The sequence below is a fragment of the Youhaiella tibetensis genome (assembly GCF_008000755.1).
In the GTDB taxonomy this organism is placed as follows: domain Bacteria; phylum Pseudomonadota; class Alphaproteobacteria; order Rhizobiales; family Devosiaceae; genus Paradevosia; species Paradevosia tibetensis.
In genome coordinates, this window is sequence record NZ_CP041690.1 from 3,524,860 (window position 1) to 3,550,907 (window position 26,048).

The 26,048-nt window shown below is 62.4% G+C and carries 25 protein-coding genes; 9 read left to right on the top strand and 16 right to left on the bottom strand.

Annotation, left to right across the window (positions count from 1 at the left end; genetic code table 11):
* Window positions 1-63: 63 nt before the first annotated feature.
* Both FNA67_RS17255 and FNA67_RS17260 read right to left on the bottom strand, forming a co-directional pair.
* Window positions 64-849: a DUF4037 domain-containing protein gene (locus FNA67_RS17255; RefSeq protein ID WP_147657209.1), complete on the bottom strand. Its 786-nt coding sequence runs from the start codon at window positions 847-849 to the stop codon at window positions 64-66.
* A 32-nt stretch (window positions 850-881) separates the two neighbouring features.
* The gene (locus FNA67_RS17260; RefSeq protein WP_049706317.1) at window positions 882-2,198 is read right to left on the bottom strand and encodes an alpha-L-fucosidase; all 1,317 of its coding nucleotides are present in this window, start codon (window positions 2,196-2,198) and stop codon (window positions 882-884) included.
* A gap of 208 nt (window positions 2,199-2,406) precedes the next feature.
* Between FNA67_RS17260 and FNA67_RS17265 the strand changes: the two genes are divergently transcribed.
* The 7 genes from FNA67_RS17265 (at window position 2,407) to FNA67_RS17295 (ending at window position 9,310) form a co-directional block, all read left to right on the top strand.
* Window positions 2,407-3,414, top strand: coding sequence for a LacI family DNA-binding transcriptional regulator (locus tag FNA67_RS17265; RefSeq protein ID WP_049706318.1), 1,008 nt, complete (start codon window positions 2,407-2,409; stop codon window positions 3,412-3,414).
* A gap of 328 nt (window positions 3,415-3,742) precedes the next feature.
* Window positions 3,743-4,726 (top strand): LysR substrate-binding domain-containing protein, encoded by a 984-nt coding sequence (locus tag FNA67_RS17270; protein ID WP_147657211.1) that lies wholly within the window; start codon window positions 3,743-3,745, stop codon window positions 4,724-4,726.
* A 188-nt stretch (window positions 4,727-4,914) separates the two neighbouring features.
* Complete coding sequence (locus tag FNA67_RS17275; RefSeq protein WP_147657213.1) at window positions 4,915-5,919, top strand: TRAP transporter substrate-binding protein; 1,005 nt, start codon at window positions 4,915-4,917, stop codon at window positions 5,917-5,919.
* An 11-nt stretch (window positions 5,920-5,930) separates the two neighbouring features.
* Window positions 5,931-6,404 (top strand): TRAP transporter small permease, encoded by a 474-nt coding sequence (locus FNA67_RS17280; RefSeq protein ID WP_049706321.1) that lies wholly within the window; start codon window positions 5,931-5,933, stop codon window positions 6,402-6,404.
* On the top strand, window positions 6,401-7,693 hold the full coding sequence (locus tag FNA67_RS17285; RefSeq protein ID WP_147657215.1) for a TRAP transporter large permease: 1,293 nt from the start codon (window positions 6,401-6,403) through the stop codon (window positions 7,691-7,693). Before FNA67_RS17280 ends, FNA67_RS17285 begins: the two co-directional genes overlap by 4 nt.
* Before the next feature lie 10 nt (window positions 7,694-7,703).
* Window positions 7,704-8,870: an aminotransferase class V-fold PLP-dependent enzyme gene (locus tag FNA67_RS17290; RefSeq protein WP_147657217.1), complete on the top strand. Its 1,167-nt coding sequence runs from the start codon at window positions 7,704-7,706 to the stop codon at window positions 8,868-8,870.
* The gene (locus FNA67_RS17295) at window positions 8,867-9,310 is read left to right on the top strand and encodes an SRPBCC family protein (protein WP_147657219.1); all 444 of its coding nucleotides are present in this window, start codon (window positions 8,867-8,869) and stop codon (window positions 9,308-9,310) included. The genes FNA67_RS17290 and FNA67_RS17295 overlap by 4 nt, the downstream gene beginning before the upstream one ends.
* A 181-nt stretch (window positions 9,311-9,491) precedes the next feature.
* Here FNA67_RS17295 and FNA67_RS17300 read toward each other — a convergent pair whose 3' ends face one another.
* The 8 genes from FNA67_RS17300 to FNA67_RS17335 all read right to left on the bottom strand — a co-directional run bounded on the left by FNA67_RS17300 (window position 9,492) and on the right by FNA67_RS17335 (window position 17,593).
* Window positions 9,492-10,607 (bottom strand): alpha-hydroxy acid oxidase, encoded by a 1,116-nt coding sequence (locus FNA67_RS17300; protein WP_147657221.1) that lies wholly within the window; start codon window positions 10,605-10,607, stop codon window positions 9,492-9,494.
* On the bottom strand, window positions 10,604-11,473 hold the full coding sequence (locus FNA67_RS17305) for an ATP-binding cassette domain-containing protein (protein ID WP_147657223.1): 870 nt from the start codon (window positions 11,471-11,473) through the stop codon (window positions 10,604-10,606). Before FNA67_RS17305 ends, FNA67_RS17300 begins: the two co-directional genes overlap by 4 nt.
* Window positions 11,466-12,308, bottom strand: coding sequence for an ATP-binding cassette domain-containing protein (locus FNA67_RS17310; RefSeq protein WP_082202220.1), 843 nt, complete (start codon window positions 12,306-12,308; stop codon window positions 11,466-11,468). Before FNA67_RS17310 ends, FNA67_RS17305 begins: the two co-directional genes overlap by 8 nt.
* Before the next feature lie 3 nt (window positions 12,309-12,311).
* Window positions 12,312-13,214: an ABC transporter permease subunit gene (locus FNA67_RS17315; protein WP_147657225.1), complete on the bottom strand. Its 903-nt coding sequence runs from the start codon at window positions 13,212-13,214 to the stop codon at window positions 12,312-12,314.
* Window positions 13,215-13,221: 7 nt separating this feature from the next.
* The gene (locus tag FNA67_RS17320) at window positions 13,222-14,229 is read right to left on the bottom strand and encodes an ABC transporter permease subunit (RefSeq protein ID WP_147657227.1); all 1,008 of its coding nucleotides are present in this window, start codon (window positions 14,227-14,229) and stop codon (window positions 13,222-13,224) included.
* 114 nt (window positions 14,230-14,343) lie between these two features.
* On the bottom strand, window positions 14,344-14,694 hold the full coding sequence (locus FNA67_RS17325; protein ID WP_147657230.1) for a RidA family protein: 351 nt from the start codon (window positions 14,692-14,694) through the stop codon (window positions 14,344-14,346).
* Window positions 14,695-14,795: 101 nt separating this feature from the next.
* The gene (locus tag FNA67_RS17330; protein ID WP_147657232.1) at window positions 14,796-15,893 is read right to left on the bottom strand and encodes an NAD(P)/FAD-dependent oxidoreductase; all 1,098 of its coding nucleotides are present in this window, start codon (window positions 15,891-15,893) and stop codon (window positions 14,796-14,798) included.
* Window positions 15,894-15,985: 92 nt separating this feature from the next.
* The gene (locus tag FNA67_RS17335) at window positions 15,986-17,593 is read right to left on the bottom strand and encodes an ABC transporter substrate-binding protein (protein WP_147657234.1); all 1,608 of its coding nucleotides are present in this window, start codon (window positions 17,591-17,593) and stop codon (window positions 15,986-15,988) included.
* A gap of 123 nt (window positions 17,594-17,716) precedes the next feature.
* Here FNA67_RS17335 and FNA67_RS17340 point away from each other — a divergent pair, with 123 nt between their 5' ends.
* Window positions 17,717-18,727, top strand: a complete 1,011-nt coding sequence (locus tag FNA67_RS17340) for a LysR substrate-binding domain-containing protein (RefSeq protein WP_147657236.1) — start codon at window positions 17,717-17,719, stop codon at window positions 18,725-18,727.
* A gap of 67 nt (window positions 18,728-18,794) precedes the next feature.
* Here FNA67_RS17340 and FNA67_RS17345 read toward each other — a convergent pair whose 3' ends face one another.
* Window positions 18,795-19,703, bottom strand: coding sequence for a helix-turn-helix transcriptional regulator (locus FNA67_RS17345; protein WP_147657238.1), 909 nt, complete (start codon window positions 19,701-19,703; stop codon window positions 18,795-18,797).
* A 95-nt stretch (window positions 19,704-19,798) separates the two neighbouring features.
* Between FNA67_RS17345 and FNA67_RS17350 the strand changes: the two genes are divergently transcribed.
* Entirely contained in the window at window positions 19,799-20,542 is a 744-nt protein-coding gene (locus tag FNA67_RS17350) for an SDR family oxidoreductase (protein WP_147657240.1), read from the top strand.
* Window positions 20,543-20,760: 218 nt separating this feature from the next.
* Here FNA67_RS17350 and FNA67_RS17355 read toward each other — a convergent pair whose 3' ends face one another.
* The 5 genes from FNA67_RS17355 to FNA67_RS17375 form a co-directional block, all read right to left on the bottom strand.
* On the bottom strand, window positions 20,761-21,936 hold the full coding sequence (locus FNA67_RS17355) for a mandelate racemase/muconate lactonizing enzyme family protein (RefSeq protein WP_170267403.1): 1,176 nt from the start codon (window positions 21,934-21,936) through the stop codon (window positions 20,761-20,763).
* Between the two features lie 8 nt (window positions 21,937-21,944).
* Entirely contained in the window at window positions 21,945-22,856 is a 912-nt protein-coding gene (locus FNA67_RS17360; RefSeq protein WP_147657244.1) for a dihydrodipicolinate synthase family protein, read from the bottom strand.
* Entirely contained in the window at window positions 22,853-23,689 is an 837-nt protein-coding gene (locus tag FNA67_RS17365) for a carbohydrate ABC transporter permease (RefSeq protein ID WP_049706334.1), read from the bottom strand. Before FNA67_RS17365 ends, FNA67_RS17360 begins: the two co-directional genes overlap by 4 nt.
* Window position 23,690: 1 nt before the next feature.
* The gene (locus FNA67_RS17370; RefSeq protein ID WP_049706335.1) at window positions 23,691-24,632 is read right to left on the bottom strand and encodes a carbohydrate ABC transporter permease; all 942 of its coding nucleotides are present in this window, start codon (window positions 24,630-24,632) and stop codon (window positions 23,691-23,693) included.
* Between the two features lie 70 nt (window positions 24,633-24,702).
* A complete protein-coding gene (locus tag FNA67_RS17375; RefSeq protein ID WP_147657246.1) occupies window positions 24,703-25,980 on the bottom strand; it encodes an ABC transporter substrate-binding protein in 1,278 nt (425 codons plus the stop codon).
* Window positions 25,981-26,048: the final 68 nt, after the last annotated feature.

The following is a 26,048-nucleotide window of genomic DNA, read 5'->3' on the forward strand; positions in this document are numbered from 1 at the left end:
GTGATTATCGGTAGTCGTTCTTAGTGACCCGGGCTTGTCGCCCGGCTTGGAAGCGGCCCCTCCTCAGGCCGCGGCCAGCACCTCCAGATCGGCGATCATGGCGATGAGTTCGGCACGCTGGCGCCCCCAGGCATCGGCATCGTGGCCGGGCTCGAGAATGGAGGTCATGCGTGAAAGAAAATCGGGTGGCAGCCGCTCCAGCTCGGCGGCCATCGGCAGGTTCCAGCCGTCGCCGGGGAAATAGACCCGGTTGAGCGCGAAGACGACTTGCAGGATCGCATTGGCGAGCTTGCCGGTGAGCCCGACGAGAAAGACGAGGTCACGCCGGGCGACCTTGCTTTCGTAGTGATAGTCGGCCGCCCAGTATTGGAGAATTTCCCCGTACTGGCGCAGGATCGAGGCGCGCAGCGTCTCCGGATAGGTGGCCAACTGCCCGCGCCAGTCTGCGAGCAGCCCCTGCGGATCGAAAATGATCTGCTGGTTGGCCAGATCCGTGGGCAGGTGGTAACCCCAGATCGTCCATTCGAAGGTCTTGGGCACGGCCGTGCCGGAAATCCAGGCATCGAGGTCGCGCCGGACGCCCGCATAGCTGCGCATCCAGACCCCATCCATGCGGAAGCCTTCGGCGACCCAGTCGTGCATAGCCGCCTCGAACCGTTTCCATTGTACGCTCTCGCGCACCTCTGGCCCGCGATAGGCGTCGGCATAGACGCGGAAATCATAGTCCGACTTGAGGTCGGACCGCCGCTTGCCGCGCGACCCGGCCAGAGCGACGGCGCCGCGTCCGTCCTCGGCCAGGTCCGCCAGCAGCGGCGTCATGATCGCGATGAGTTCAGCCTCTCGGCTCATGGCAACACCCGGTACTGTGCCTTGGCGCTCCATCAGTCCTTGAGGATCAACTCGACCACGGGCACCACGACATCGGGCTTGATGACGGGGAGTTCGAGCGTGAGCATGCCGTCGCCCACCGCCACGCCGATGTTGGAATCGACCTCGGCATCCGGATCGAGCCACTGGATCTCGCTGGCGTCGTGCAGGAACTGGGCGTACTTGATCTTGCGCCCCAGCCCTTCGATGTGGACGTGCCGGAACGGCCAATTCTGGATGTGGAGGTAGAGCCGGTTGCCGCGTTGGGTGAAGCGGCAGCCATTGGGCGCCTTGTATTCGGATGGCCCTGCCCCGTAGATCGAACGACCGTTGAGATGCATCCAGTCGCGATAGGTTTCGAGCGCCTTGTTGGCGCGGGCGTCGAACGTGCCGCGGGCGGTCGGCCCCACGTTCATCAGCAGGTTTCCGCCGAGCGAAACCGTATCGATGAGAATGTTGATGAGCTGCGGATCGTCCTTCCACGTACTCTCGTCGCGGTGGTAGCCCCAGGAGCCCGAGAACGTGTGGCAGACTTCCCAGCGCACCGGCTTGCCGTTGATGGTGGGCGCCACGCGCGGCGTATATTGCTCGGGCGTCGCCAGGTCCTTGGGGAAGTTGCCGTCGGTGGGCAGGTCCAGGCGGTCGCCCACGATGATGTTGGGCTGCAACTTGCGCACGAGCCCGATCAGTTCCTCGCTTTCCCAGTCCCCACGCCCCTTGCCGGGCATGCCGCGATACTCGCGCTTGGGGTAGCTGAAATCGAACCAGATGACGGAAATTTCGCCGAAATTGGTCAGCAGCTCGGTGACCTGGTCGCGCATGTATTGCGCGTATTTGCGCACGTCGCGCGTCTTGTTCATCTCGAGCGCATCGGGATGGTTGCGCAGCGGATGGATGCCGTCGATCGGGAATTCCGGGTGGTGCCAGTCGATCAGCGAATAGTAGAACCCGACCTTGAGGCCCTCGGCCCGGAAAGCCTCGACATAAGGCTTGAGCAAGTCCTTGCCGTAAGGGGTGTTGGTGGCCTTGTAGTCGGTGAACTTGCTGTCCCAGAGACAGAAGCCTTCATGGTGCTTGGCGGTGAGGACGACGTATTTCATCCCCGCTTCGCGGGCCCGGCGCGCCCATTCGCGCGGATCGTAGAGATCGGGATCGAAGTTCTCGAAATACTTGGCGTAATCCTGGCTGGATATCTCCTCGCGGTGCTGCACCCATTCGTGGCGCGCCGCCAGCGCGTAGAGCCCGAAGTGAATGAACATCCCGAAACGTTCGTTCGTGAACCAGGCCTTGCCGTCCGTGGCATCGCTGCTGGCTGTGAAAGCCTTATCCAACTCGTCCTCCTCTTGCCGGTTATCGAACCGGTTCGATTATTATCCTGTTAGCAGGGGCGCGCGAAGTCAAGATGGAATCTGGCTTCCCCTGCGCGGTAACATTTGCCATTGCATAAAGGGCTGCAAATGGTAGTTACTTCCTCGAAAAGGTTAAGGGGTTGAGGCGTCTATGGCGGCAAATAGGCCGTAGAAGCGGTTCGAGAAATCAATGGCCACCATTCGAGATGTCGCCAAATTAGCCGAGGTCTCCGTTTCGACGGTCTCCCTGGCGCTGAGCAATCCGGGCCGCGTCAGCCAGAAAACCCTGGAGCGGATCCGGGATGCCGTGGCCGCCGTGGGCTATGTCGCCGACCCTCTCGCGCAGAGCCTCGCCAAGGGCCGCAGCCGCATGATCGGCTTCGTAGTCGGCAATGTCGGCAACCCGTTCTTCGGCGACATCCGGCGCGAGCTTGAGAACTACGCGCTCGAGCACGATCACTTCGTGCTCATCACCGATTCCTCCGGCAAGCCCGACCGCGAGCAGGCGCTAGTGGAGCACCTGATCGGCCTCAAGATCGCGGGGCTCGCCCTCTCGCCGTCCTCGTTCGGCCCGGACTACGTGAACTTCGTGGAAGGCCTCAAGATACCCATCGTCTGCTTCGACCAGAAGGTGCGCGGCATCGAGCGAGATTTCGTCGGCTCAGACAATTACCTGGCCGGGGCGATGCTGACCGAACACCTGCTCCAGCTCGGCCACCGGCGCATTGCCTTCATCGCCGGCCCCCAGCACATGCACACGGCTTCCGAGCGCTATCGCGGGTTCGTCGAAACCATGGCCAGCGCGGGAGTCGAGGTGAACCCCAACTATGTGGTGGATGGCCAGTTCACGCGTTCGGCGGGATACGAGGCGGCCATGCGCCTCCTCATCCAGCCCGAGCGCCCCACCGCGATACTGGGCGCCAACAACGCCGTGGCCCTCGCCGCGCTCCAGGCCATGCAGGAGCTCGGCTTCAACTGCCCGGGCGACATCTCTCTGGCCATGATCGATGACGTGCAGTGGAGCAACGTCATCACACCGCGCATCACCATGGTGGTGCAGGACACCCTCAAGCTCGGCGGCATCATCGCCCGCCGCCTTCTCCACCGCATCACCAGCCCCGCCGCCGCCGACGAGCCCCCCCAGGATTTCGTCCTCGCCCCCAAATTCGTCCCGGGCAACTCCTGCCGCCGCATTTGAACTCTCACAAAGGGATTGCAAGCCCACGGCTGCTGCAACCCGGAATGCAACCCCGGCACTCCATGCCTGCGCGCGTCCATCGGACGACTGGACGGGCGGGCAGCACCCACCTCCACGGCGTCTCCAATGTCAACTTACGTGACTGCGCCCCGGGGCAAGCTGCGTTGCACGCGGCGAGAAAATGACTTGCGCGCGTTGGACATCTCAAGTGCCTGCCGCTGTGCGGGCACGTCAAATTTCGGCAAGATCGGCAAATCGAGGGCCGTTGGCGGGAGCTTGAAGCGACTTACATTTTGGACGATCTACTTGTGCTCCGGTGGTTCGCCAAATGTCGTGTCTGATCTCGGCGCCAGCGCATCAGTCAATTGGGAAGAAGACCGTCGAGATGAAACTGAACCCGCTCAGGATATTTCTCGCCATCGTCGACAGCGGTAGCCAGCATGCTGCCGCACGCGCCCTGGGCGTTACGCAACCGGCCGTGACAAAGGCCTTGCAACGGCTGGAGGCCGACCTGGACGTCAGGCTATTCGATCGTTCGGTTCACGGGGCCGAACTCACGGAATACGGCCAGGCGTTGCTGACTCGCGCGCGCCTCATCGATGCGGAACTGAAAAGCTGCATCGAGGCTCTTGATCAGATCAAGGGTCAGCAGCGCGGTTCGATCTCGATTGCCGTCTCGCACCTGCCCGGTACTCTGCTCCTGCCTAAGGTTTTGCACGTCTTCCGGCGAAAATGGCCCGACGTGAACCTTCGGGTCGCGGCCAGCGCCTACCCTTTCCTCCTGCCGCAAGTCCGCGAGGGATCCCTCGATTTCGCCATTGCACCTGCTCCGATAACCAGCTGGCCCGAGGACCTGATCCGCGAGCCGCTGATGGCGACCCGCCTGTCGCCTGTCGTCAGACGCGGTCATCATCTGGCTGAAACCAGGAGCCTAGAGGCGCTCGCCGCTGCCGAGTGGGTCTTGCCAACACAAGAGAGTGCTTCTGCGCAGGCCTTGCAGGCCGCGGCGCAACGGCTGGGATTGCAGCCGCCGACCTGCCGCCTGACTTGCGAAACCTTCACCGCGATGATCATGACCGTGGCGACCAGTGAACTCATCGGCCTCATTCCAAGCGAAATGGTGCCCAACATTGCCACCCTCGCGGGCGTTGTCGAAGTACCGATCGAAGACAGACTTAATGGTGCGGAGTTGTGCCTCATCCGGCGGCGCGCTGGTGTCCTCACACCAGCTGCGGCCGCGCTCGCTGCCGACTTCACTAGTGCCGCCCGCAGGCTCGCGCGGGAGCCCCGAGCTGACGATAGCCAAAGGTAATAGGGATAATTATTGCTCGTCTTATGCCCGCGCGAGGACTCACTATCCTTCAAGTTTCGGGGCAACGGCGATGCGTCGGTACGCGCTCATCTCGCTTCGAATTCATCTAGTTGCCGACATGCTGGGCTGAGGGGTCCGCGGCAACAGGGGTCTCGGGATACCGAGGTCCAACCAAAGGGGAGCATTCCATGAAATCGATACTCAAATCCGCGCTGGTCGCCAGCGCGTTTATCCTGGCCGGGGCTAACTTTTCGGCGGCCCAGGAAATCAAGGTTGGCCTGTCGTTGGCGCAAAACGCCTCAGGTTTCGACTTCGTCAACGGCATGTATGAAACCTTCAAGGCGGAAGTCGAAGCCAATTCGGATATGACCGTCGATCTGGTCTATGCTGGCGCACTCGGCGCTCCCAATGAACGCCTGAATCAAATGCGGCGCGGTGTCATCCAGATGACCGATGCCGCCGACGGCAACTACGCCACGATCCACCGCGACGTCCAGATTCTCAACATGCCGTACCTGTTCTCGTCTGAGAAGGCAGCGTGGACGGTGTTTGACGGTCCCTTCGGGCAGGCGCTGGCTGAAGACGTGCGCAAGAAGACGGGCATCAGGGTGTTGGGCTGGTGGGAATCCGGCGGCTTCAAGCACTTCAGTGCGACCAGGCCGATCAAGGGGCCGGAGGACATGAAGGGCTTGAAGGTCCGCGTGCTCGGCCCGCTCGCCACCATTCCGGTCGAGGCGCTCGGCGCGTCGCCCGCTCCCATCGCCTTCAGCGAACTTTATACCTCACTCAAGACCGGCGTTGTCGACGGCCAGGACAATTCGGTCTCGGTCTTCAACCTGGTCAAGCTCTATGAAGTGCAGCCGAACCTGACACTGACCGGCCACACCTACGCCTTCGGTCCGCTCGGTATCAACGACGCCTTCTTTGCTGGTCTCGACGAGGCAAAACAGAAGGTAATCACCGATGCCGCAACCAAGGCTATCGCTTTCAACCGCGCCAAGTCGCGCGAGGTCGAAGCAGCAGCAATCAGCTTCGCCAAGGATCACGGGGTGACGATGGTAGAACTCGACGCGTCGGCAAAAGAGGCTTTCCGAGACATCATGCAGCCCGCCGCCATCGCATGGCTCAAGGACAACGTCGATACACTCGAGCTGATAGACCAGGCTATCGCTGCTGCCAAGGCCGCCGAATAAGGACCGGTCTGATGTCGCGCATCGTTGATTTTGTTGAAAAGGCGTTGCGCGCCATCGGCGCGCTCTGTCTTGCGCTCCTCACGGCGCTTGTAGTCTTCCAGGTCATCACCAGGTACGCCTTCGGCAGCGTGCCTCTCTTCGCGGAAGAAACGGCCCGTTACGCCATGATCTGGATGGCATTGCTGGCCGCGGCCGTAGGTGTGCGGGAAGCTGCCCATATTCGCATCGACTTCGTGCCTGCGGGTATCGGCGCGGTTTCTCCGCGCGCCCGTCAGGTGCTCGAGATACTGCTCGACGTCATCTCGCTCACAGTGTTCCTGGTGCTGATCTGGTACGGATTTGACACGGTGACGTTCGCCGCCGGACAGACAAGCGAGGGAATGCGCATTCCGCTGTCCTACCCCTACAGCGTCCTTCCGATTGCTTTCTTCTTCGCATCGGTCTTTGCGGTGCTGCGTATTCTAGCCGGAGAACGTCAGTCATGACGTTTTCGCTCACTGCGCTACTTGTCAGCTTTGTTAGCCTTATCCTTACGGGGCTGCCGATCGCCTGGGCGATGATGGCTTCCGTTCTCGTCTGGGTTACCGTAACGGGCAATTGGCACTTTATGCCGGTTGCCTCTGAACGTGTCTACCAAGGCATGGACACGTTCGTGCTGATGGCCGTCCCACTGTTTATTCTCGCCGGAGAGCTGGTCAATGAAGGCAAGATCACCGACCGCTTGATCAACTTCGCGAATGCGATCTTCGGGTGGATGCGCGGCGGCCTGGCCCAGGTGAATGTCGGCGCTTCGATCCTGTTTGCCGGGATTACCGGCGTTGCGCTCGGTGACATCGCCTCGCTCGGTCGCGTATTCATCCCCTCGATGGTGCGCCAAGGATACTCGTCGGCCTACGCCGCCGCGGTCACCGCGTCATCCTCGATCATCGGCCCGATGGTGCCGCCATCGCTGATCGCAGTCATCTACGGTTCGATGACCGATGTCTCGATCGGCGCGCTGATGGCAGCAACACTCGTCCCCGGCTTGCTGATCGGCATCGCTCAAATGATACTGGTGGCCATCCAGGCCCGCATCTACAACTTTCCGCGGGTCGAGATGGACCGTTCGCCAAAGGCGCTCGCCAAGGTGACTGGCCATGCCATCGTGCCTCTGATGATCCCCGTCATCATCCTTGCTGGCATGCTCGGCGGCATCATGACACCTACCGAGGCAGGCGGTGTGGCAGCAGCCTATGCTCTTGTCGTCTCGCTGGTGCTGTTTCGTTCCATCAGGATCTCGGCGCTTGCTGACGTATTTAGTCGTTCGGCGATGTTTTCCGGTCAACTCCTGATCATCGTCGGCTGCGGCGCCGCGTTCTCCTGGGTCATGGGTATGGAAAACGTACCGCACATGATCGGCTCCATGATCGAGGGATGGGGGTTCGGCTATTTCGGCACCATGCTGGTGTTCAACCTCATACTTCTGGTGCTCGGGATGTTCATCGATCCCACGACTGTCATCATCCTGTTCGGACCGCTGTTGTCGTCCGCCGCGACGCAGGCCGGCATCGACCCGCTGCATTTCGGTGCGGTCGCGATCCTCAATCTTAACGTCGGCCTCCTCACTCCACCGCTTGGTGTCTGCCTCTTCGCCGCAGAACGACTGGCTGGATGCGGGATCGGCCCACTCCTGCGGTCCACCATTCCGTTCCTGCTGGTAACAATTCTCACGCTGGCACTGGTGTCAGCCTTCCCTGGTTTCAGCCTGTGGCTGCCCAATGCACTTGGTTTCTGAGAGCATGACGATGCAATCCAATTTCACCCAAGGGGTCGGACCGGCTGATGGTTCGGCGTATTTTCTGTACCACTCGATCGGGATGTACCCTGGCAAGGCCGAAGCCATGGCCGCCGCGTTTTCGGCCTTTAGCCAAAGCTGGGGTGCCTTCGACGATAGCCAGTGGGCGACCGCCCTCGCGATGCGTCAGGAGTTCATCGACCTATGGTCGGATCTGATCGGTGCGCCGCGGGGCACGCTGACTTCCGCCGAAAATGTCACGACAGCGCTCTACAGCCTGGTCGGTGCGCTGCCCGCCGAGCATCTGGATGGCCGCACCGTTCTGGTGGCGGGCGATTGTTTCCCGAGCCTCCATTTTCTGCTCACCGGCCTTGCTCCGCGGTTCGGGTTCACGCTGCGCACCGTGCCGTTGCGGGAAGGCGAGAGCTGGGTGAGGGATGAGGACATGATCTCGGCATGGGACGAAAGCGTCGGACTGGCGCTGCTGACCTTTGTCACCTCCACCGCATCGCACCGCTGCGACCTTGATGCCCTCGTTGCTCATGGTCGAAAGATGGGCAGTCTAGTCGGCGTTGACATCACGCAAGGGGTGGGCCTCCTGCCCTTCCGGGCGGACGAGCCTCAGGTAGATTTTGTCGTCTCCACCAGCCTAAAATGGATCGGCGGAACGCCAGGTGCGGGCGTCCTGCAAGTCGCACCGTCTCTTTTGACGACATGTCATCCGGAACTGCGCGGCTGGTTCAGCCAGGAAAATATCTTCTCCTGGGATCTCGATTCCTTTGCCTATGCCTCCGACGCACGACGCTTCGATCACGGTACGCCATCTGTCCTGGCCTGCGCCGGCTCCGTACCAGCGCTGAGATGGCTGGCTAGTCAGGACCGCACCTCCATACTGCGCCACAACCGCGAATGCGGTCAGACAATCATCGAAGCGGCACCCGCGCTCGGCATGACGCTCGTCACCCCGCCTGAAGAGGCTCGGCGTGGGGGCAGCATCATGCTTCGGCTGCCGGACGGCGCCTCTCCTGCAGAAGTGGTGGAACTCCTGCGCGACAGAAATATCTATGCTGATGTCCGCGGCTGCATTCTCCGGCTCTCGCCGGGAATCGTCACGACGCAAGACGGTATCCAACGCTTGCTAGAAAACCTTGGCGCGATCGTGAGGGCAGCCGCATGAACCCATCGCACGGTTATTCGCATTCGGTTACAGCACTCCTGGACGTGCCGGCCAGCATGGCCTTTGCCTTTATGGCCGATCCGGTGGCGCTCGGCCGCTGGTCAATCGGCTGCATGAACACTCAGCCAACCGGCGGGGACGGAATCTATGCCGGGGTTTCGCTTTTTGATGGCGTTGAGGGTTTTGTCGCGATCGACGCAGATCCTGAACGGATGATCGTTGACTATCGGCTTGGCAAACCCGGGGAAATGCGAGCCCGGATTTCGGCCCGCATCATGGACGCCGAAACCTGCGGCCTGGCAGAGCATCAGTCCTACGTGACGCTGACGGCATGGCGCACCAGCAGCATGGACGTCGCGCGCTGGCATCGTCTCTGCGCCACTCATGAAGCCGAAATACTGCTTATCAAGGCCCAGTGCGAGGCCTTACACCCCGCATAGGCGCAAACGAGGAGCGGATTGCCGGTAACGTCCCTGGCCGCGGCAACGCGATCTGCGCGGTCAGGAGCAGCATGTGAGGTCGAGCCAGCAGACCTGCCTGCTGTGCGTGCCATTCAGACCGCAACCATACGCCGGGTCGATGCCGCTGCTGCTTGGCGCTCAGGACGCCTGTCCTCTGGACTTAGAACAGTGGCGGAACCACCACGCGAGGATTGTTGGGCGTGGCGGCTTGAAGTTCGGAAACGCTCGAACAGCCGAGATGGCCAAGCGTGGTCCAGAACTCAGTCTTGAGCAGTTCGAGCACGCGGCGGGCACCGGCTTCGCCATCGGCAGCGAGGCCGTAGCCTACGGCGCGGCCGAGCGCGACGACGTTGGCGCCCAGTGCGATGGCCGCCGCGATGTCCGAGCCGCGGCGGATGCCGCTATCGAAGACGATCGGCACGTCGTTGCCGACCGCCGCACGCACCTTCGGCAGCGCCGAGATGGCGGAGGGCATGCGGTCGATGCTGCGGCCGCCATAGTTGGAGACGTAAAGGCCGGCAGCGCCGGCTTCCAGCGATTGCAGGGCCTCGCCCGGCTCCATGATGCCCTTGACGAAGATGGGCAGTGGCGAATTGCGGATCACTTCCTTTGCTTCGTCCCAGCCCCAGCGCTTGTGCTCGAACGCGAGCTGTTCGCGCAGCATTTCGGGGTCGGACTTGCCCGGCGCATAGTTGGAATCCTCCATCGTCGTGCCGATGGAGAAACGATCTTCCATCATGCGCTCGCGCCACTGGCGGATGGGGGAGTAGGTGGCGACGATCTGCTGGTAGCCAGCCTGGCGGGCGCGCTCGATCATGGCGAGCACAGAATCGACCTTGCCCACGAAGGTCATCTGGAACATCTGCGCGACGCCGGTGGCACCCGCGATGGTTTCGAGGCTATGGGCGGCGGCGACCGGCACGATCTGGCGGATGCCGACGGCGGCGGCAGCGCGGCCAGTGGCGCAATGGCCTTCGGCATCGAGCAATTGCTCCCCGCCGCCGAAAGGCGCGATCAGGGCCGGAAAGCTCAGTTCGTGGCCGAGGAAGCTGGTGCGCGTATCCGGGTTGGAAATGCCGGCAAAGAGCGGCGTGCGGAACTGCAGCTTGTCGAAATCGGCGGTGTTGGCGCGCAGCGTCACTTCGTCGCCGGTGCCGCAATTGAGGTAGTTCCAGACCACAGGCGACAGCTTCCGGCGCGCCTCGGCCTCAATGCCCCGGTTGGTCGTGAAGCGTTCGCTGGTGGCATAGCGGTTGTCTATCGGTGTGCTGGTCATGGCGTGCCTGCGGGATTGGTTGATCTTTTGCGGGGCGGATCGGCGCGCTTGGCATCGAGCCGCGCCCGGATCGCGTCGACGCCAGTGGAAGGCGTGGCCGCGAAAAGCTGCCTGGTATAGGGATGCTGCGGGGCGCCGAAGATGGCGTCACGCGAGGACGCTTCCACCACTTCGCCCGCCTGCATCACCATGACATCGTCGGCGAGATAGCGCACCACCGAGAGGTCATGGCTGATGAACACATAGCTCAGGCTCAGCTCGTCCTGCAGGTCCTTGAGCAGGTTGAGCACCTGCGCCTGAACCGAAAGGTCGAGCGCCGATACCGGCTCGTCCAGCACTACGATCTTCGGGTTGACCATCAGCGCCCGCGCAATCGCGACGCGCTGGCGCTGGCCGCCCGAAAGCATATGCGGATAGCGCCGGGCATGGCCGGCCGTAAGACCCACACGCTCCAGCATGGCGATGGATTTCTGCCGCCGCATCGACGCGGGATCGTCGGTGTTCAGATAGAGCTGTTCGGCCAGCGCGTCGCCGATATTCTGGCGCGGATTGAGCGAGGCATAAGGATTCTGGAAAACGATCTGCACGGCGCGGCGCAGCTCGATGTCCGGCTTGTGACGGGCGATGTCGACCGGCTTTCCGGTGATGCGCAGGCTCCCCGAAGTCTGGGGGTCGATCATGGTGAGGATGCGCGCCAGCGTGGACTTGCCGCAACCGCTCTCACCAACCACGGCCAGCGTGCTGCCCTTGCGCAAAGCGAGCGAAACGCCCTTGAGCGCGCGTACGCTCTTGCCCTTGGAGAGGAGCCCGGAGCCGCCATAATCGCGGACGAGATTGTCCGCCTCGAGGATGATGTCGTCAGCCATTGCCAAAGCCCTCCCCCAACGCTTCGGAGACGGTAGGCAGGCGTCCGCCAACGGCGTTTTCCGGCAGGGCGGCGAGGAGCGCCCGCGTATAGGGCTCCTGTGGGCTTTCAAAGAGCGCAAGCACGCCAGCCTCTTCGACCTTGCGGCCCATATGCTGGACGATGACGCGATCGGCGGTTTCGGCGACCACGCCCATGTCGTGGGTAATCATGATAAGGCCCATGCCGGTGTCGCGCTGGAGCGTGTTGAGCAGGTCCAGAATCTGCTTCTGGATAGTCACGTCGAGCGCCGTGGTGGGTTCGTCCGCGATCAGCAGGCGCGGATTGCAGGCAATGGCCATTGCGATCATGACGCGCTGGCACTGGCCACCCGACATCTGGTGCGGGAAGCGCCCCAGCTTGGCGGCCGGCTCGGGAATGCCCACCGCCTCCAGCAACTCAACGGCGCGATCCCGGCTGGCAGCACCACTTAGGCCGAGATGGAGCTTGAGCACTTCCTCGATCTGGAAACCGATAGTGAAGCACGGGTTGAGCGAGGTAATCGGCTCCTGGAAAATCATGGCAATGTCCTTGCCGATGATGCGTCGTCGCTGCCTGTCGGTCAGGGTCAGCAGGTCGGCGCCATCGAAGGCCATGCGGTCGGCCTCGACGAGGGCGCCGGCCGGCAGCAGGCCCATGACGGCGAGCATGGAGACGGATTTCCCCGAGCCGCTCTCGCCGACGATGGCGAGCACTTCGCTTTCATCGACCGAGATATCGACACCCTTGACCGCGTGGAAGCGACCGGAATTGGTGGCGAAGGAGACCCGCAGGTTGCGAATATCGAGTAGCGCCATGGCTCAGCCCTTCCTCAGCTTGGGGTCGAGCGTATCGCGCAGGCCATCGCCGACGAGGTTGATGCCGAGCACGGTGATGAGGATGGCGAGGCCCGGGAACGCCGCCACCCACCAGGCACGCATGATGAACTCGCGCGCCTCGGCCAGCATGGTGCCCCATTCCGGCGTCGGCGGCTGCGCGCCCATGCCCAGGAACCCGAGCGCCGCCGCATCGAGAATGGCGGTCGAGAACGACATGGTCGCCTGGACCACGAGCGGTGAGAGGCAATTGGGGAGAATGGTGAGGAACATCAGCCGCAGCGGACCGCCGCTGCCGACGCGGATGGCCGTCACGTATTCCTTTTCCTTCTCGGTCATCACCGCGGCACGGGCGAGACGGGCGAAATGCGGCTGGAGCACGATGGCGATGGCGATCATCGCATTGGTGAGCCCCGGTCCGAGCACGGCCACCAGTACCAGGGCCAGCAGCAGCGAGGGGAAGGAGAGGATAATGTCCATCACACGCATGATGACGGTATCGACCCAGCCGCCGGCATAGCCGGCTACCATGCCGATGACCACGCCGCCGGTCATGGCGATGCTGATGACGAGAAGGCCGACATAGAGCGAATAGCGCGTGCCGTAGATCAGCCGCGAGAGGATGTCGCGGCCCACCGCATCGGTGCCGAAGAGGTAGGCGCTGCGGCCGCCATCGACCCAAGCCGGCGGCACGAGCATGGCGTCGCGGAACTGTTCGGATGGCGAGAAGGGCGCGATCCAGGGCGCGAAGATGGCGACCACGACCAGCACGAGCATGACGCAGAAGCCGATCACGGCGCCTTTGTTGGAGGCGAAGCCGAGGACGAAATCGCGCACGCGCTCCATGCGGGGCGAAAGTTCGGCGGTGGCGGGGGAAGTGTCGCTCATCGCGGGCTCACCTGTGTCGGATGCGGGGATTGATGAAGGCGTAGAGCAAGTCGACGATGAGGTTCACCGACATGACGACGAGGGCGATCATCAGCAGGCCGCCTTGCACCACCGGGTAGTCACGGCGGCTGATGGAATCGACCATCCACTTGCCGATACCCGGCCAGGAAAAAATCGTCTCGGTGAGGATGGCGCCCGTCAGCAGGCCGCCGATCTGGAGGCCGAGCGTCGTGACGATCGGGATCAGCGCATTGCGGAAGGCATGCATGCCGACGATGCGCCTGGGCGCCAGGCCCTTCGCACGCGCGGTGCGCACGTAATCCTCGCCCAGCACTTCGAGCATGGCCGAGCGCGTCTGGCGCGCCAGCACCGCCATGGGGATGGTGGCGAGGACGACGGAGGGCAGGATGAGGTGGCGCAGCGCCGAGACGAAGGCGCCCTTCTCGCCCGAGCGCAAGCTGTCGATCAGCATGAAGCCGGTGGCGTCGGGGAAGTAGTACATGAGCCCGATGCGGCCGGCCACCGGAGTCCAGCCGAGCGTCCCGGAAAAGACGATGATGAGAAGAAGGCCCCACCAGAAGATGGGCATGGAATACCCGGTAAGCGCGATGCTCATTGAGATCTGGTCGAACCAGGAGCCCCGCTTGGCCGCGGCCAAGACGCCGAGCGGAATGCCGATCAGGGCCGCGATGAGGATGGCGCAGACGGCCAGTTCGATCGTGGCGGGAAAGAGCGTGGCGAACTCCTGCAGCACCGGCTTCTTGGTCACCAGCGACAGGCCGATATCGCCGTGGAAGATGTTGCCGAGGAAATCGAAATACTGCACCCAGAGCGGGCGGTCGAAGCCGAACTGGGCCATCAGCTGTGCGTGACGTTCGGGGGTCAGCCCGCGCTCGCCCGCCATGAGCATGATGGGGTCGCCCGGCAGGATGCGGACGAAACCGAAGGCGACGATGGTGATGCCGATGAAGGTCGGCACGATCACCAGCAGTTTTCGCAGCAGGAACCCGATCATCGCTGCGCCTCGCGCATGACGTCGTCTGCTGGTGCTGTGCTGTCGGGCATGGTTCGGTTCCGTCATGGGGATGGAGGGCCGGCGCGCCTGGCGCCAACCCTCCATGAAGCGGGATCAGTCGATGGCGGCGATCGAGGCGATCTCGATCAGGCGACGCGGGTCGCCGAGGTCGGCGACGCCGATGGTGGCGCGGGCCGGAAGATCTTCGCCGCCGAGCCATTCGAGCCAGGCGGTGTTCATCTCTTCCTTCTTGGACATGTCGGTGATGTAGATGCGGGCCTGCAGCAGCTTGGTCTTGTCGGTGCCGCATTCGGCCATGAGCGCATCGAGCTTCTCGCAGATCTCGCGGGTCTGGTCGCCCATGCCCTTTTCGAGGTCGTGCGCGGCGTGGCCGCCGATATAGAGCACGCCGTTATGCTCGACGGCTGCGTGCATGATGCGGGCCTTCTTATGCCGCTTGATCATAGTCATTTCCTTGTCGTTGAGAAAAATCGTCCCCGCGGTCCGAGCCGGTGCGGCTCGGGCCTTGGTGTTTCTGCGTTGTGGGTGTCGATGCCCGGTGCGGCTTACGGCGCGTAGGCGGCGACCGGCATTTCCGGTGTCCGGCCGCTGACGATGTCGGCAAGAAGCTTGCCGGCGAACGGCCCGATGGAGATGCCGCCTGCGCCAAGGCCATTGCCCACGCTCAGGCCTTCGATGCCGGGAATGCGCCCGAAGATCGGCTTGGTGGTGGGACCGGCGGGGCGGAAGCCGATGCGGGTCTCGATGATCTCGGCATTGACCAGGCCCGGCGCGATTTCCATGCCGGCGGCCAGCACCTCGGCCTGACCGGCGGCGGTGACGCGGTAGTCGAAGCCGGAATCGTCTTCGCGGGTGGCACCCACCACGACGCGGCTGTCATCGAAGGTCAGCATGTAGTGGCTGGTCATGGGCAGCAGCACCGGCCATTGCGCGGTGGCGACGCCAGCGAGGCGCAGGTGGATGATCTGGCCCTTCTGCGGCTTGACCGGATGGGTGATGCCCAGCGGCTCGAGGATCTGGCTGGCCCAGGCGCCGGCCGCGACCACGACCTCATCGGCTTCCAGATGCTGGCCCCTGCCGTCGCGGCAGCGCACGCGGCCATTGGCGAGTTCGAGCGTCACGTAGTCGTTGCGGTATTGCGCACCGTGCTTGACGGCGGCGCGGACCATTGCGGCGGAGAGCAGGCGCGCATCGACGCGAGCGCCGCCCGGAATGAAATAGGCTTCGAGCCCTTCGCGTAGCACCGGGAACATGCCCTGCGCTTCCTTTGGCGTGAGCAGGCGCACGTCGCCGGCTTCGGGCGCCGTCCCGACGCGGCGGGCAATGCGTTCGCCGGCGGAGCGCAGCTCGGCGGCATCGGACGAGGTCACGAGCGCCCCGACCTTGCGGTAGCCGAATTCGGTCTCGCCATCCTCGGCAAGCATGGCCACGAGCTGGTCGTAGAAGCGGCCGCCGGCAGCATACATCTCGTACCACTCCGGGTCGTCGATCTTGGTCGCCCATGGGCAGACGATACCGGCGCCGGCCATGGTGGCCTTGCCCGGATGGACGTGGTCGATGATGCTGACCTCGGCTCCGCTGCGGGCCAGCTGGTAGGCCGCGCTGGCGCCGAACATGCCGCCGCCGATTACGATTACGCGCATCTGAATATCCCCTGCCCGGCTCAGGATTGCCCGGCGAACTTTGGTCGGAATTAGCGCCCGTGTCGGCCACGGGCGCCAGAGGTTTGAAGGTCTTACTCTTCGACCGTCACGCCCGACATGCGGGAGGTGCCGAAGATGGCCGGGACGAAGCCCTTGACCGACTTGTTGACCGCCATGAGCTGGTCGGCGCCGCCGAACATCACCCCGGCATAGTCGTCATAGAGGATCTTCTGGGCCTTGACGTAGAGTTCGGCGCGCTTGGCCTGATCCGTGGTGACACCGGCTTCGGCCATGGTTGCGATGAAGTCGGGATTACACCACGAGCCAATGTTCGAGGGACTGGGCTTACCGGCGGAATCGCAGGTGAAATAGTTGTTCGGGATCTGGCTCGGATCGGGGAAGTCGTAGATGCCGCCGAACATGCCCACTTCGGATTCGAAGTTACGGGCACGCTGGATGTATTCGGCCCATTCATAGGTCACGATCTCGGCTTTGACGCCGATCGCCGCCCAATCCGCCTGAATCATCTCGGCCGCGCGACGGCCGTTCGGCATATAGGGACGCGACACCGGTACGGCCCACAGCTGGGTCTCGAAGCCATCGGGATAGCCGGCTTCGGCCAGGAGTTGCTTGGCCTTTTCGGGATCGTATTCATAGGGCTGCAGGTCGGCGTGCCCCCAGAAAGCTTCCGGGATGATGGCGCCGGTGAGGTGACCCATGCCGTTGAACACCGAGTCGATGAGCGGCTTCATGTTGATGGCATGCGCCAGCGCCTGGCGAACGCGGATATCCTGGAACTTCTCCATCTTGAAGTTGAAGGTCAGGAAGCCGGACGAGGCCACCTTGGCGGTGACGAGGTTGAGCTTGTCGCTCTGCTCGATCAGCGGGGCGTCGGCCAGGTTCGGAAAATAGGCGATCTGGCATTCGCCGGCCAAAGCCTGCTGCACGCGCACGGAAGCGTCCGGGCTGATGGTCATGATGATGCCGTCGACAAGCGGCGCGTTCTCGCGCACGCCCTGCTCGGCGCCCCACGTCTGGGCGAAGGGCAGCAGGCGCACGACCGCGTCGGTCTGGTAGGCCTGGAGCTGGAACGGTCCGGTGCCGACCGGGTTGCGGTCGAGGAGTTCGGGCGTGCCGGCAGCGAGAAGCTGGTCGGCATATTCGGCCGACGAAATGGTCAGCGAGCCGTGAGCCATGATACCGATGAAAGGCGCCAGCGGCTCCTTCAGGGTGAAGGCCACGGTATAGTCATCGACCTTCTCGACCGAGACGAGCGCATCGGCGAGCTTGGTGCCGAAGGTGATGTAGTTGCCGCCGTTGACCGCGTGGTAGGGGTGGTTCTCGTCCATCATGCGGGCGAAGGTGAACACCACGTCATCGGCATTGAATTCGCGGGTCGGGGTGAAGTCCGACGTTGTCTGCCACTTCACGCCCTTGCGCAGCGCGAACGTATAGGTCTTGCCGTCGTCCGAGACGGTCCAGCTCGTCGCCAGCGCCGGGGTGATCTGAGAGCCGCCGGCCTCTACAGCGACGAGGCCGTCGAAAATCTGGTCGAGCACCGTCGCCGTCGTGCCGTTGCTGGTGAGCTGCGGGTTGAATGTTTCCGGCGCGCCTTCCAGGCACACCGTCAGCGTGCCTGCCATGGCGGGAGCCGTCAGGCTTGCCATCACAAGTGCCGCCGCAGCAATAGTCTTCTTCATGTCACTGCCTCCAGGGTTCTTCCTGCCGAGCCCGGGCTAGGCCGCTTGCCACAAGGTGGCGCAGCCATTCTCCCTCCAACGGATACCGGCAAGGTGGTTTATGAAAGCTAGGCAACAGAATGAATGTCAAATATCGTTTCGACCCACCAATATAACTCAAACTCATGGTGGCTCATGAACATCCGGCAAATCGAAGCATTCCATGCAGTTATGGAGACCGGTTCGGCAACGCGTGCGGCAGAACGGCTCAACATCAGCCAACCCGCAGTCTCAAAACTGGTGAAGTCGTTTTCAGAAAGCTGCGGTTTTCGCCTCTTCCAGCGCAAGGGCGGCCAGCTCGTGCCGACGCGCGAAGCGCAGATTCTGGCCACGGAAGTCACCAAAGTCTTCGCCGGAGCCGGACGGATCAAAGAGGTTGCCCGGGCGCTGCGCTCCCACGAATGGGGTGACATCTCCATAGCCGCCCCTCCTGCCTTCGCGATCCGCTTCCTGCCGCAGCTGCTCGCCGAGAACATGCAGATGCCCGATTTGCGCATGCAGGTCTTGTCGCGCCCATCCCCTCAGATCATCGACATGGTGGCGACGCAGCAGGTTGACATCGGTTTGAGCGCGATTGCCGTGGATCATCCCGACATCGAAAGCCGACTCCTCGTGACGTTCCCCCTGATTTGTCTGTTGCCGGCAGGCCATCAGCTTGCAGATCGCGACGAGCTGCACGTCAACGACCTACGCAACGAGCCATTCATTTCCCTCCCGTCGAGCGACTGCTCTTTCTCGCGTGCCGAACGCTGGTTCCAACTGTTGGGCGGCACCATGAAACGACGGATCGAAGTGCCGTTTTCCGAGACGGCGGCCATGTTGGTCGCCCAAGGGGCCGGAATCGCCGTGGTGCCACCGATCGCAGGCATGGATATCGATCCGAACCTTGTCGTCCGGCGCAAACTTCTGCCAGCCGAGTACACCGATCTTTGGCTGCTCAAGCCCCGGTTGCGGCATACGCCCCTTGTGGTCGGCTACATCGAGAAACTGCTGGCCGACGCCTGCGACACTATTGAAGGTGATTTCCGTGCGCGCTCGGATCGCGGAGCTTTCGACAGTCGGCTCCCCGAGGACTTTTCCGAAGAATTGAGTTGAACGCCTCCGTCCGCCGGCTTGCGCATGTGAATCCGCGCGTCGATTAGCACCTTGCCTGCCGCGAATTTTACACTGAGGTTGTCTGGTCAGCTCGGCCATATTGGCTGGGTGGCGAGCCGGTAAACTTGGAGAATGCCACGCTGAAGGCGCTGGCTGATCCATACCCGACACGCCTTGCGATTTCTTTGATCCCTCCGTCACGGCGCCGCAGCATGTCCTTGGCCAGAGCCATGCGCCACGACAGCAGATATTCCATTGGGGCCATGCCCGTTTGCTTCTGAAACCGATCGAAGAAAACGGACCGCGACAGGGTCGCCGCACTTGCCAGCTCGTCCACTGTCCATGCCTTGGACGGCGCCTCGTGCAGGAGACGGATCACGGGGCCAAGTTGCCTATCCGCCAAGCCGCGTAATAGGCCGGGCGCTTCAAGGCCGGCAGCATCGGAGCGTAGCGCCTCGATCAAGAGCAACTGGAGTAGACGCTCGAGCACGATGTCTTTCGCGGCCCGGTCCGACTTTGCCTCCTCACGGATCATTCGAACAAGGTTGGTGAGCCGAGCTTGACCACGGATAAGCAGCAGGCAAGGCAGCAACGCGAAGACCAGCGTTGTGTCAGGCGTTTCAAAAGCAAGCCTGCCGATCAGGACACGCATATTGGGCTGCCCTGACGGATCGCCGTGACGCGTTTCATCGCCGATCTTGGTGACCCGCAACGGGTCTTCGCCATCGTCGGCCTCCTCATCGCTGGACATGGTGAAGGTATAGGCCGCTGGGATGAGGACAAAGTCATCCGCTTCCAAGCGGATATCGGGCTGGTCGTTGATCGACAGCCTTGTCGAACCTTCGAGAATGACCGCGAAGAACGGACTGCCATCTCCGGCGCCGTCCACCCGCCAATAACCAGAGCCGCTTGCCGCTTTTGAGAAGGGCAAGCTCGGTTGCAGCATCGAGACGATCTCGGCGAGCGGGTCAATCATTCGGACGATCTCTAACGTAATCAGGATGAAACACTATAGAAGGTCCGAACTTGGCGATCCACATAAGCGTCCTATCCACGGGAAAGGACATTCTCATGAAAACCGTACTCATCACCGGCTGCTCTTCCGGCTTTGGTCTCGACACCGCCCGGCACTTCCTCGAACAGGGCTGGAAGGTCATCGCCACCATGCGGTCACCCAAGCCCGACCTTCTGCCGGCATCCGATAATCTGGTCATCCTGCCGCTCGACGTCACCGATGATGTAAGCGTTCGCAATGCGATCCGCGCCGCCGGTCCGATCGACGTACTGGTCAACAACGCTGGCATTGGTTGGCTCAATGCGCTCGAAGGAACGCCGATCGACGTGGCCCAGGCGGTCTTTGAGACCAACACCCTTGGAACAATGCGCATGGTCCGCGCCGTCCTACCGCAGTTCCGGGAGTGCGGAGCTGGGCTCATCATCAACGTGACATCGAGCGTCACCATGAAGCCATTGCCCCTGCTATCAGTCTATACGGCCAGCAAGGCCGCAGTGAACGCTTTCACAGAGTCCCTGGCACTCGAACTGGCCCCGCTGGGGATCGCGGTCAAGATCGTCCTCCCTGGCGCGGCACCGGATACCAGCTTCGGCAACAACGCGTTGGCCCTTCTAACCGCCAATGGAGGTTTCCCGAACGCCTACTCGGATTTCGCCAATAGCGTTATCTCCGCCATGCGCGCACCGGATATGCTCAAGACACTGCCCTCCGATGTCGTGGACGCCGTCTGGCAAGCAGCTACTGATCCGTCCGCGCCAATGCGTATCCCTGCCGGTGCCGATGCCGTTGCCCTGGCCTGAATCACTGGAAAGTCCTTGGCGCAGTCCCTGGTGACTGCGCCAACAGCTTGAACGGCTAGGCAGGCGGGAAGGAGGTTCAGCCATCCGGACGGCTCTCCAGGCGCATAGCCATGGCTCGTCCGCAAATGGAGGACTGCTGCTTTCGGCACCCAACAATCGAGCCGCTGGATTACTGATAAGTGTTTTGCCCCTACGAGAATGCCTATCGTGCTGGATCGCTAAATTGAGCGACGCACAGCGTAGCGGAAGATTTCCTCAGTCGGTTCAACTCCGAGGCCTGAGCCGGTCGGGAGCAGGTACGCGCCTTGCGCGCACCCCATGTTGCCAGTGGTGTGAGCAAGATTGCGGTCAAAGATCGAGTGTTGGTACTCATGATAGGGCAGGTTCTGCAGAGTTGATGCAGCCTGCAGACTTGCCGCCATGAAGATACCGATGCTGATCGAGGCATGGGGGATGGTATTCATGTGAAAGGCCTGCGCCATGCGGCCGATCTGTATGAATTCGGTGATTCCGGTATGCCCGATTTCGGGCTGGACGATGCTCATGGCGCGGGCTTCGAAACGCGGGCGGAATTCGTAGGTCGTGCGCAACTCTTCGCCCAGCGCAAGAGGAACGCCAATGCCATTGGCCACTCGGGCCTGGCCCTCGAGATTTTCCGGTTGGACCGGCGCTTCGGCGAAATAGAGATTGTAGGCCTCGAGCCTCCGGATCAGGCGGATGGCTTCGGCGGCCTCGAACTTCCAGTGAAGATCGACCATCAGGTCGATATCGGGGCCCACCGCTTCGCGTAGGGCGGCCATTTCGGCGATAATGCCTTCGTCCGAGACGGCAGCGGCGAACTTGATGCCTTTGTAGCCCTTGCTGACCCATTCAAGCGCGAGATCGCAGCGTTCCTTGATGGTCGCACGCGGTAGGCCGGAGACATAGGCGGGAATGGTGTCGCGGCGGCGCCCACCCAGTAGGGTCGAGATCGGTACGTTCAGCACCTTGCCGGTCAGGTCGTAGAGGGCAATATCGACACCGGCAAGGGCGTCCAGGTAAAAGCCACCAAAGAACCCGCGCACCCGCATCAGGTCATAGAGATCTTCGTGGATGACTACCGCATCGGCCGGATCTCGTCCGATGATCACAGGTCCCAGCACATCATCGATGATAGCCTTGGTCGCCTCGGGCGCGACGATGCCATAGCACTCGCCCCAACCCACCTTGCCGCTTTCGCCGGTGACTTTGACCAGAAGCGTCATGTCGGTGGAGGGATAGATCGTGCGGTTGCCCTTGCGAACCAGATAGCCGCGCTCGTTGATCGCCTCACCCTCCTTGAGGGGGCCGAGATAGGGCACCTCGCGGGGGATAGAGATGATGAAGGTTTCAACCCTGACGATGGCATCGACGATGTTTGGCATCAGACGGGCTTGTGGTTCGAGTAGGGCAGATCGGCTTCGGCCAAGAGTAGCGCGAGTTCGGCATGGTCGCCCTCGTCGAATTTGGGACCCTTGCCCCGCACGAAGGTATTCTTGATCACGCCACGGCGGCGCAGCACTTCCTTGGTCATGTGCATGCGGAAGATAGCCTGAAAATTGAGTAGCGGCAGCGACACATTGTAGAGGCGGCGCGTCGTTGCCACGTCGCCGGAATGCCAGGCGTGGATCATCTGGGCATGAATGTCGGCCAGTTCGGCGGCCGGCATGGTGCCTGCAGCGCCGCGCGCCAGTTCGTCGGTGACATAACGTCCACCGGCGCCGCCGAATATGGCGTCGATCGCACCATTGGCTGCGGCCTTGATGCGGGTGAGGTTCTGCCCGCAGGGCGCGGTCTCTTCCTTGACGTACCGGATTTCCGGGACGGCATTGGCAATCGCCGCAACTTCTTCTGGCAGCAGGCCAGCGCCGATCGGCTTGGGTTGGTTCTGCAGCATGATGGGCACCCCTGCCCCGGCGGCGACGGCCTTGAAGTAGGTAGTCTGCGCTTCAATGTTGTTACCCAGGGAAAATGGGGCGATGACCATGGCAGCGGCGGCACCGATCTCGGCGCCCAACGCGATGTGCCTGGCGGCCATCTCCGGATCGGGGTCGCTTGCGCCGATGATGATCGGGATACGGCCGTCAATGCGCTGGGCCAACAGCCTGACCTGGCTCTGACGCTCTTCGGGCGTCAGCGTATCGACTTCGCTGGCGACGCCCGGATAGACGACGCCATCCACTCCGCTTTCGAGCACGAAATCGATGATGGACAGAAAATCGGCAGTGTCGATCTGGCCGTCGTCGCGGAAGGGCGTGGGCAATACGGGAAATGCACCGGCGAGGGGTTTGCTCATTTGACGGCTCCGGCGGTAACGCCTTGGATGAAATAACGCTGAAGGAACATGAAGGCGACGACGATGGGCAGCGACACCATCAGGGATGCGGCCATGGCCCCGCCCCAGTCGGCATTGGTTTCGTTGAGATAGGTGAGCAGCAGGCCGGGCCCGATGGTCCGCTTGTCGTCCGACACGATGATGGTCATTGAATAGAGCAGATCGTTCCAGCTCCACATGAAGGAATAGAGGAACACCGTGACGATGGGCGGGATCGAGATCGGCATGATGATGGTGTGGAAGATGCGCAGGTCACTGGCACCATCGGCGCGCGCGGCGTCGATCAATTCGTCCGGCACCTGGGTGAAGTAGCTGTAGAGCATGTAGGTGGCCACCGGCAGGGCAAAGACGATATAGCTCAGGATCAGGCCCGGCCGCGTGTCCAGCAGCCCCAGATTGCTCATCGTCGGATAAAGGCTGATGAGTAGCAGGCCGAATGGAAACATCTGCGCGCTCAGCATGAACAGCATGACCGGCTGGCGACCGAAATAGCGATATTTGGCAAAGCTGTAGCCCGCATAGAGCGCCAGGAGCGTATTGATGGTGGCGCTCGATCCTGACGTGATCAGGCTGTTGGTCAGGTAGGTCAGTAGCTTGCTCTCGGCGATGGCAGACCAGTAATGGGCGAGCGTGAACTCCTGAGGGAACCAGGTCGGGATGACCCGATAGAGTTCGGCATTCCCTTTGAGCGAGGACGTGACCATCCAGTAGATGGGAAAGAAAAGATAGAAGCCGATCAGCAGGAGCGTGAGGCCGAAAACGACCTTTGCGGTACGGCTGGATAGGTCGAACATCTCAGCGCCCCTTCACCAGTAGTCGCAGATAGAAATAGGCTGGCGGCAACAGGGTCGCGACCCACAGCACGCCGATTGCCGAGGCCATGCCGATGTCCCATTGCTCAAAAGCCTTGCGATAAACCTCGATCGACAGCACCGCGGTGGCCCGCACAGGTCCGCCGCCGGTCAGGGCGTAAATTGTGTCGAAGTCCTGCAGGCCCCCGATCACGCCCAGCACGACCACAACGATCAGTACGGGCCGCAGGTGCGGCAGTATGTGATCGCGCAGGATGGCGAAGTTGCTGGCGCCATCGACGCGCGCGGCATCGAGTTGCTCGCCGTCGACATTTTGCAGCCCGGCAAGGAAGAACGCCATGAACAGCGGGATCGAGCGCCAGATGCGCGTCAGCACCACCGCCACCATCGCCCCTTCGGGCGTCGACAGCCAGGCCTGCGGCACGTCGATCAGCCCCAATTCCAGCAGCATGCCATTGATGACGCCGAAGCGGCTATTGAAAATCCAGGCCCAGATAAAGGCGCTGACCGTGCTCGGCACCACCCAGGGAAGCAGCGTGAGCGCACGAATGGCGCCACGACCTCGAAACGGCTGGTTGAGGATCAGCGCCCAGCCCAGCCCAAGCACCAGCGTACCCGCGGTAGCGGAACCGACATAGATCGCCGTCAGCAGGAAGGACTGCCAGGTGTCGGGATTGCTCAGAACTTCCTTGAAGTTATCCAGCCCGACAAAGATGGGCTCGATGGTCTGCAGCGTATCCTCGAACATGGACAGGCCGAGCGCCTGCGCAAACGGATAGAGAATAATCAGAACAAACGCTGTGGCTGCTGGCAGCAGCATCAGCATGCCGATACGGCGCTGCGCGGCCTGCAACCCGCCACGCCGCGCATGGGGGGAAACCGGATAGTCAAGGCGGCGACCGCCGGGCGGCGCGAGATCGGTCATCGTCACTTCTCTTGTGTGTCGGGAAAGATAAGCGGGCGCCGCGCGTGTCGGGCGCCCGCTCCAGGTCTGCCTATTGCGCGAAACCGGCCTTGGTCATCGAGGCAGCCATGCGCTGGCTCATCGAGGTGATGGCCTCATCGGGCGTCTTCTGGCCCAGCAGGGCTGCCTGTACTTCTTCGGCCAGGATTTCGGTCAGTTCGCCGCCATTGCTCCAGGTGCCGACTTCGTTGACCTGGGGGTGGGTATTGTTCTGAGCCCAGGCGCTAAGATAGGCGTCATCGGCAACCACTGGATTGGCGCGGGCCGAGATCGTGCCCGGCAGGGCGCTCTGTTCCACCGGGAACTGGGTCTCCACCGCATCGTCACCAAGATACTTGACGAACTGCATGTTGGGATCCTTCTCGGTCGGCGGATTGCTCTGCGCGAACGAGATGATCAGGTGGGCCCACTGGATTGACACGGCCTCGTCGCCCTCATGCACGACCGGAACCTGCATCGGCTTGACGTTGACGTCGAAGGCCTTGTCCTGGCCCGAGAAGCTGCGCAGGAAGGCACGCGATTGCGGCGCGTCGAGATAGAAGGCTGCCGCGCTCTGGCCCACCAGGCGACGGGCATCGGGCCGGCCGATTTCGGGAGCAACCAGGCGTTCGTTCATCAGGTCGACGAGAAAGGTCAGGGCCTGACGGCTGGCGTCGCTGTCCACAACGACCTTCCCGCTCGGCTCGATCACGTGGCCGCCGAAATTGTACACCCACATCAAGAAGTCGACGAGGATGTCGCTATTGTTCTTGGTGGCCATGGCATAGGGCACCGAATTGGGCACGGCGTCACGGACCTTGATCAGGTCGGCCTTGAACTCTTCGACGGTCTTGGGCAGCTCGGTAATGCCGGCCTGGGTCAGCACCGCCTGGTTGGCCACCATGCCGATCGAGCCGGACATCAGCGGCAGCGCATATTGCTTGCCGTTGAACTGGCCCATGGCGAGGGCTTCGGGCGCATAGGTCTGGGCGAGGTAATCCTTGCCGAACACCTCGTTGTAGTCGACCAGGCCCGGCAGGGTGCTGAACATGGGCAGCCAGCGTTCGGAAATCTGCGCGACGTCGGGCAGCGTCTTGGAACGGGCGCGCAGGAACATGGTCTTCTGCATGTCGCCGAAGGCGGTGCCGATGGGTTCGACCGTCAGGCCGGTCTTGGCGGTGAAGCCGTCGATAATGCGTTCGACCGAGGGCTTGGCAGAGTCTTCAGCGTAGCTGTAGCCCATCCAGCTCAGATCGGCGGCCTGTACGGCCCCGACGGTGAAGATGCCTGCTGCCAGGGCAGTGGCCATCAGTTTGGTAATCTTCCTCACATTGTCCTCCCTATGGAACTGTGTTTCAAAGTAAAAAAAGTCGAAGCATCGGCATTTTCCCGGCGGTC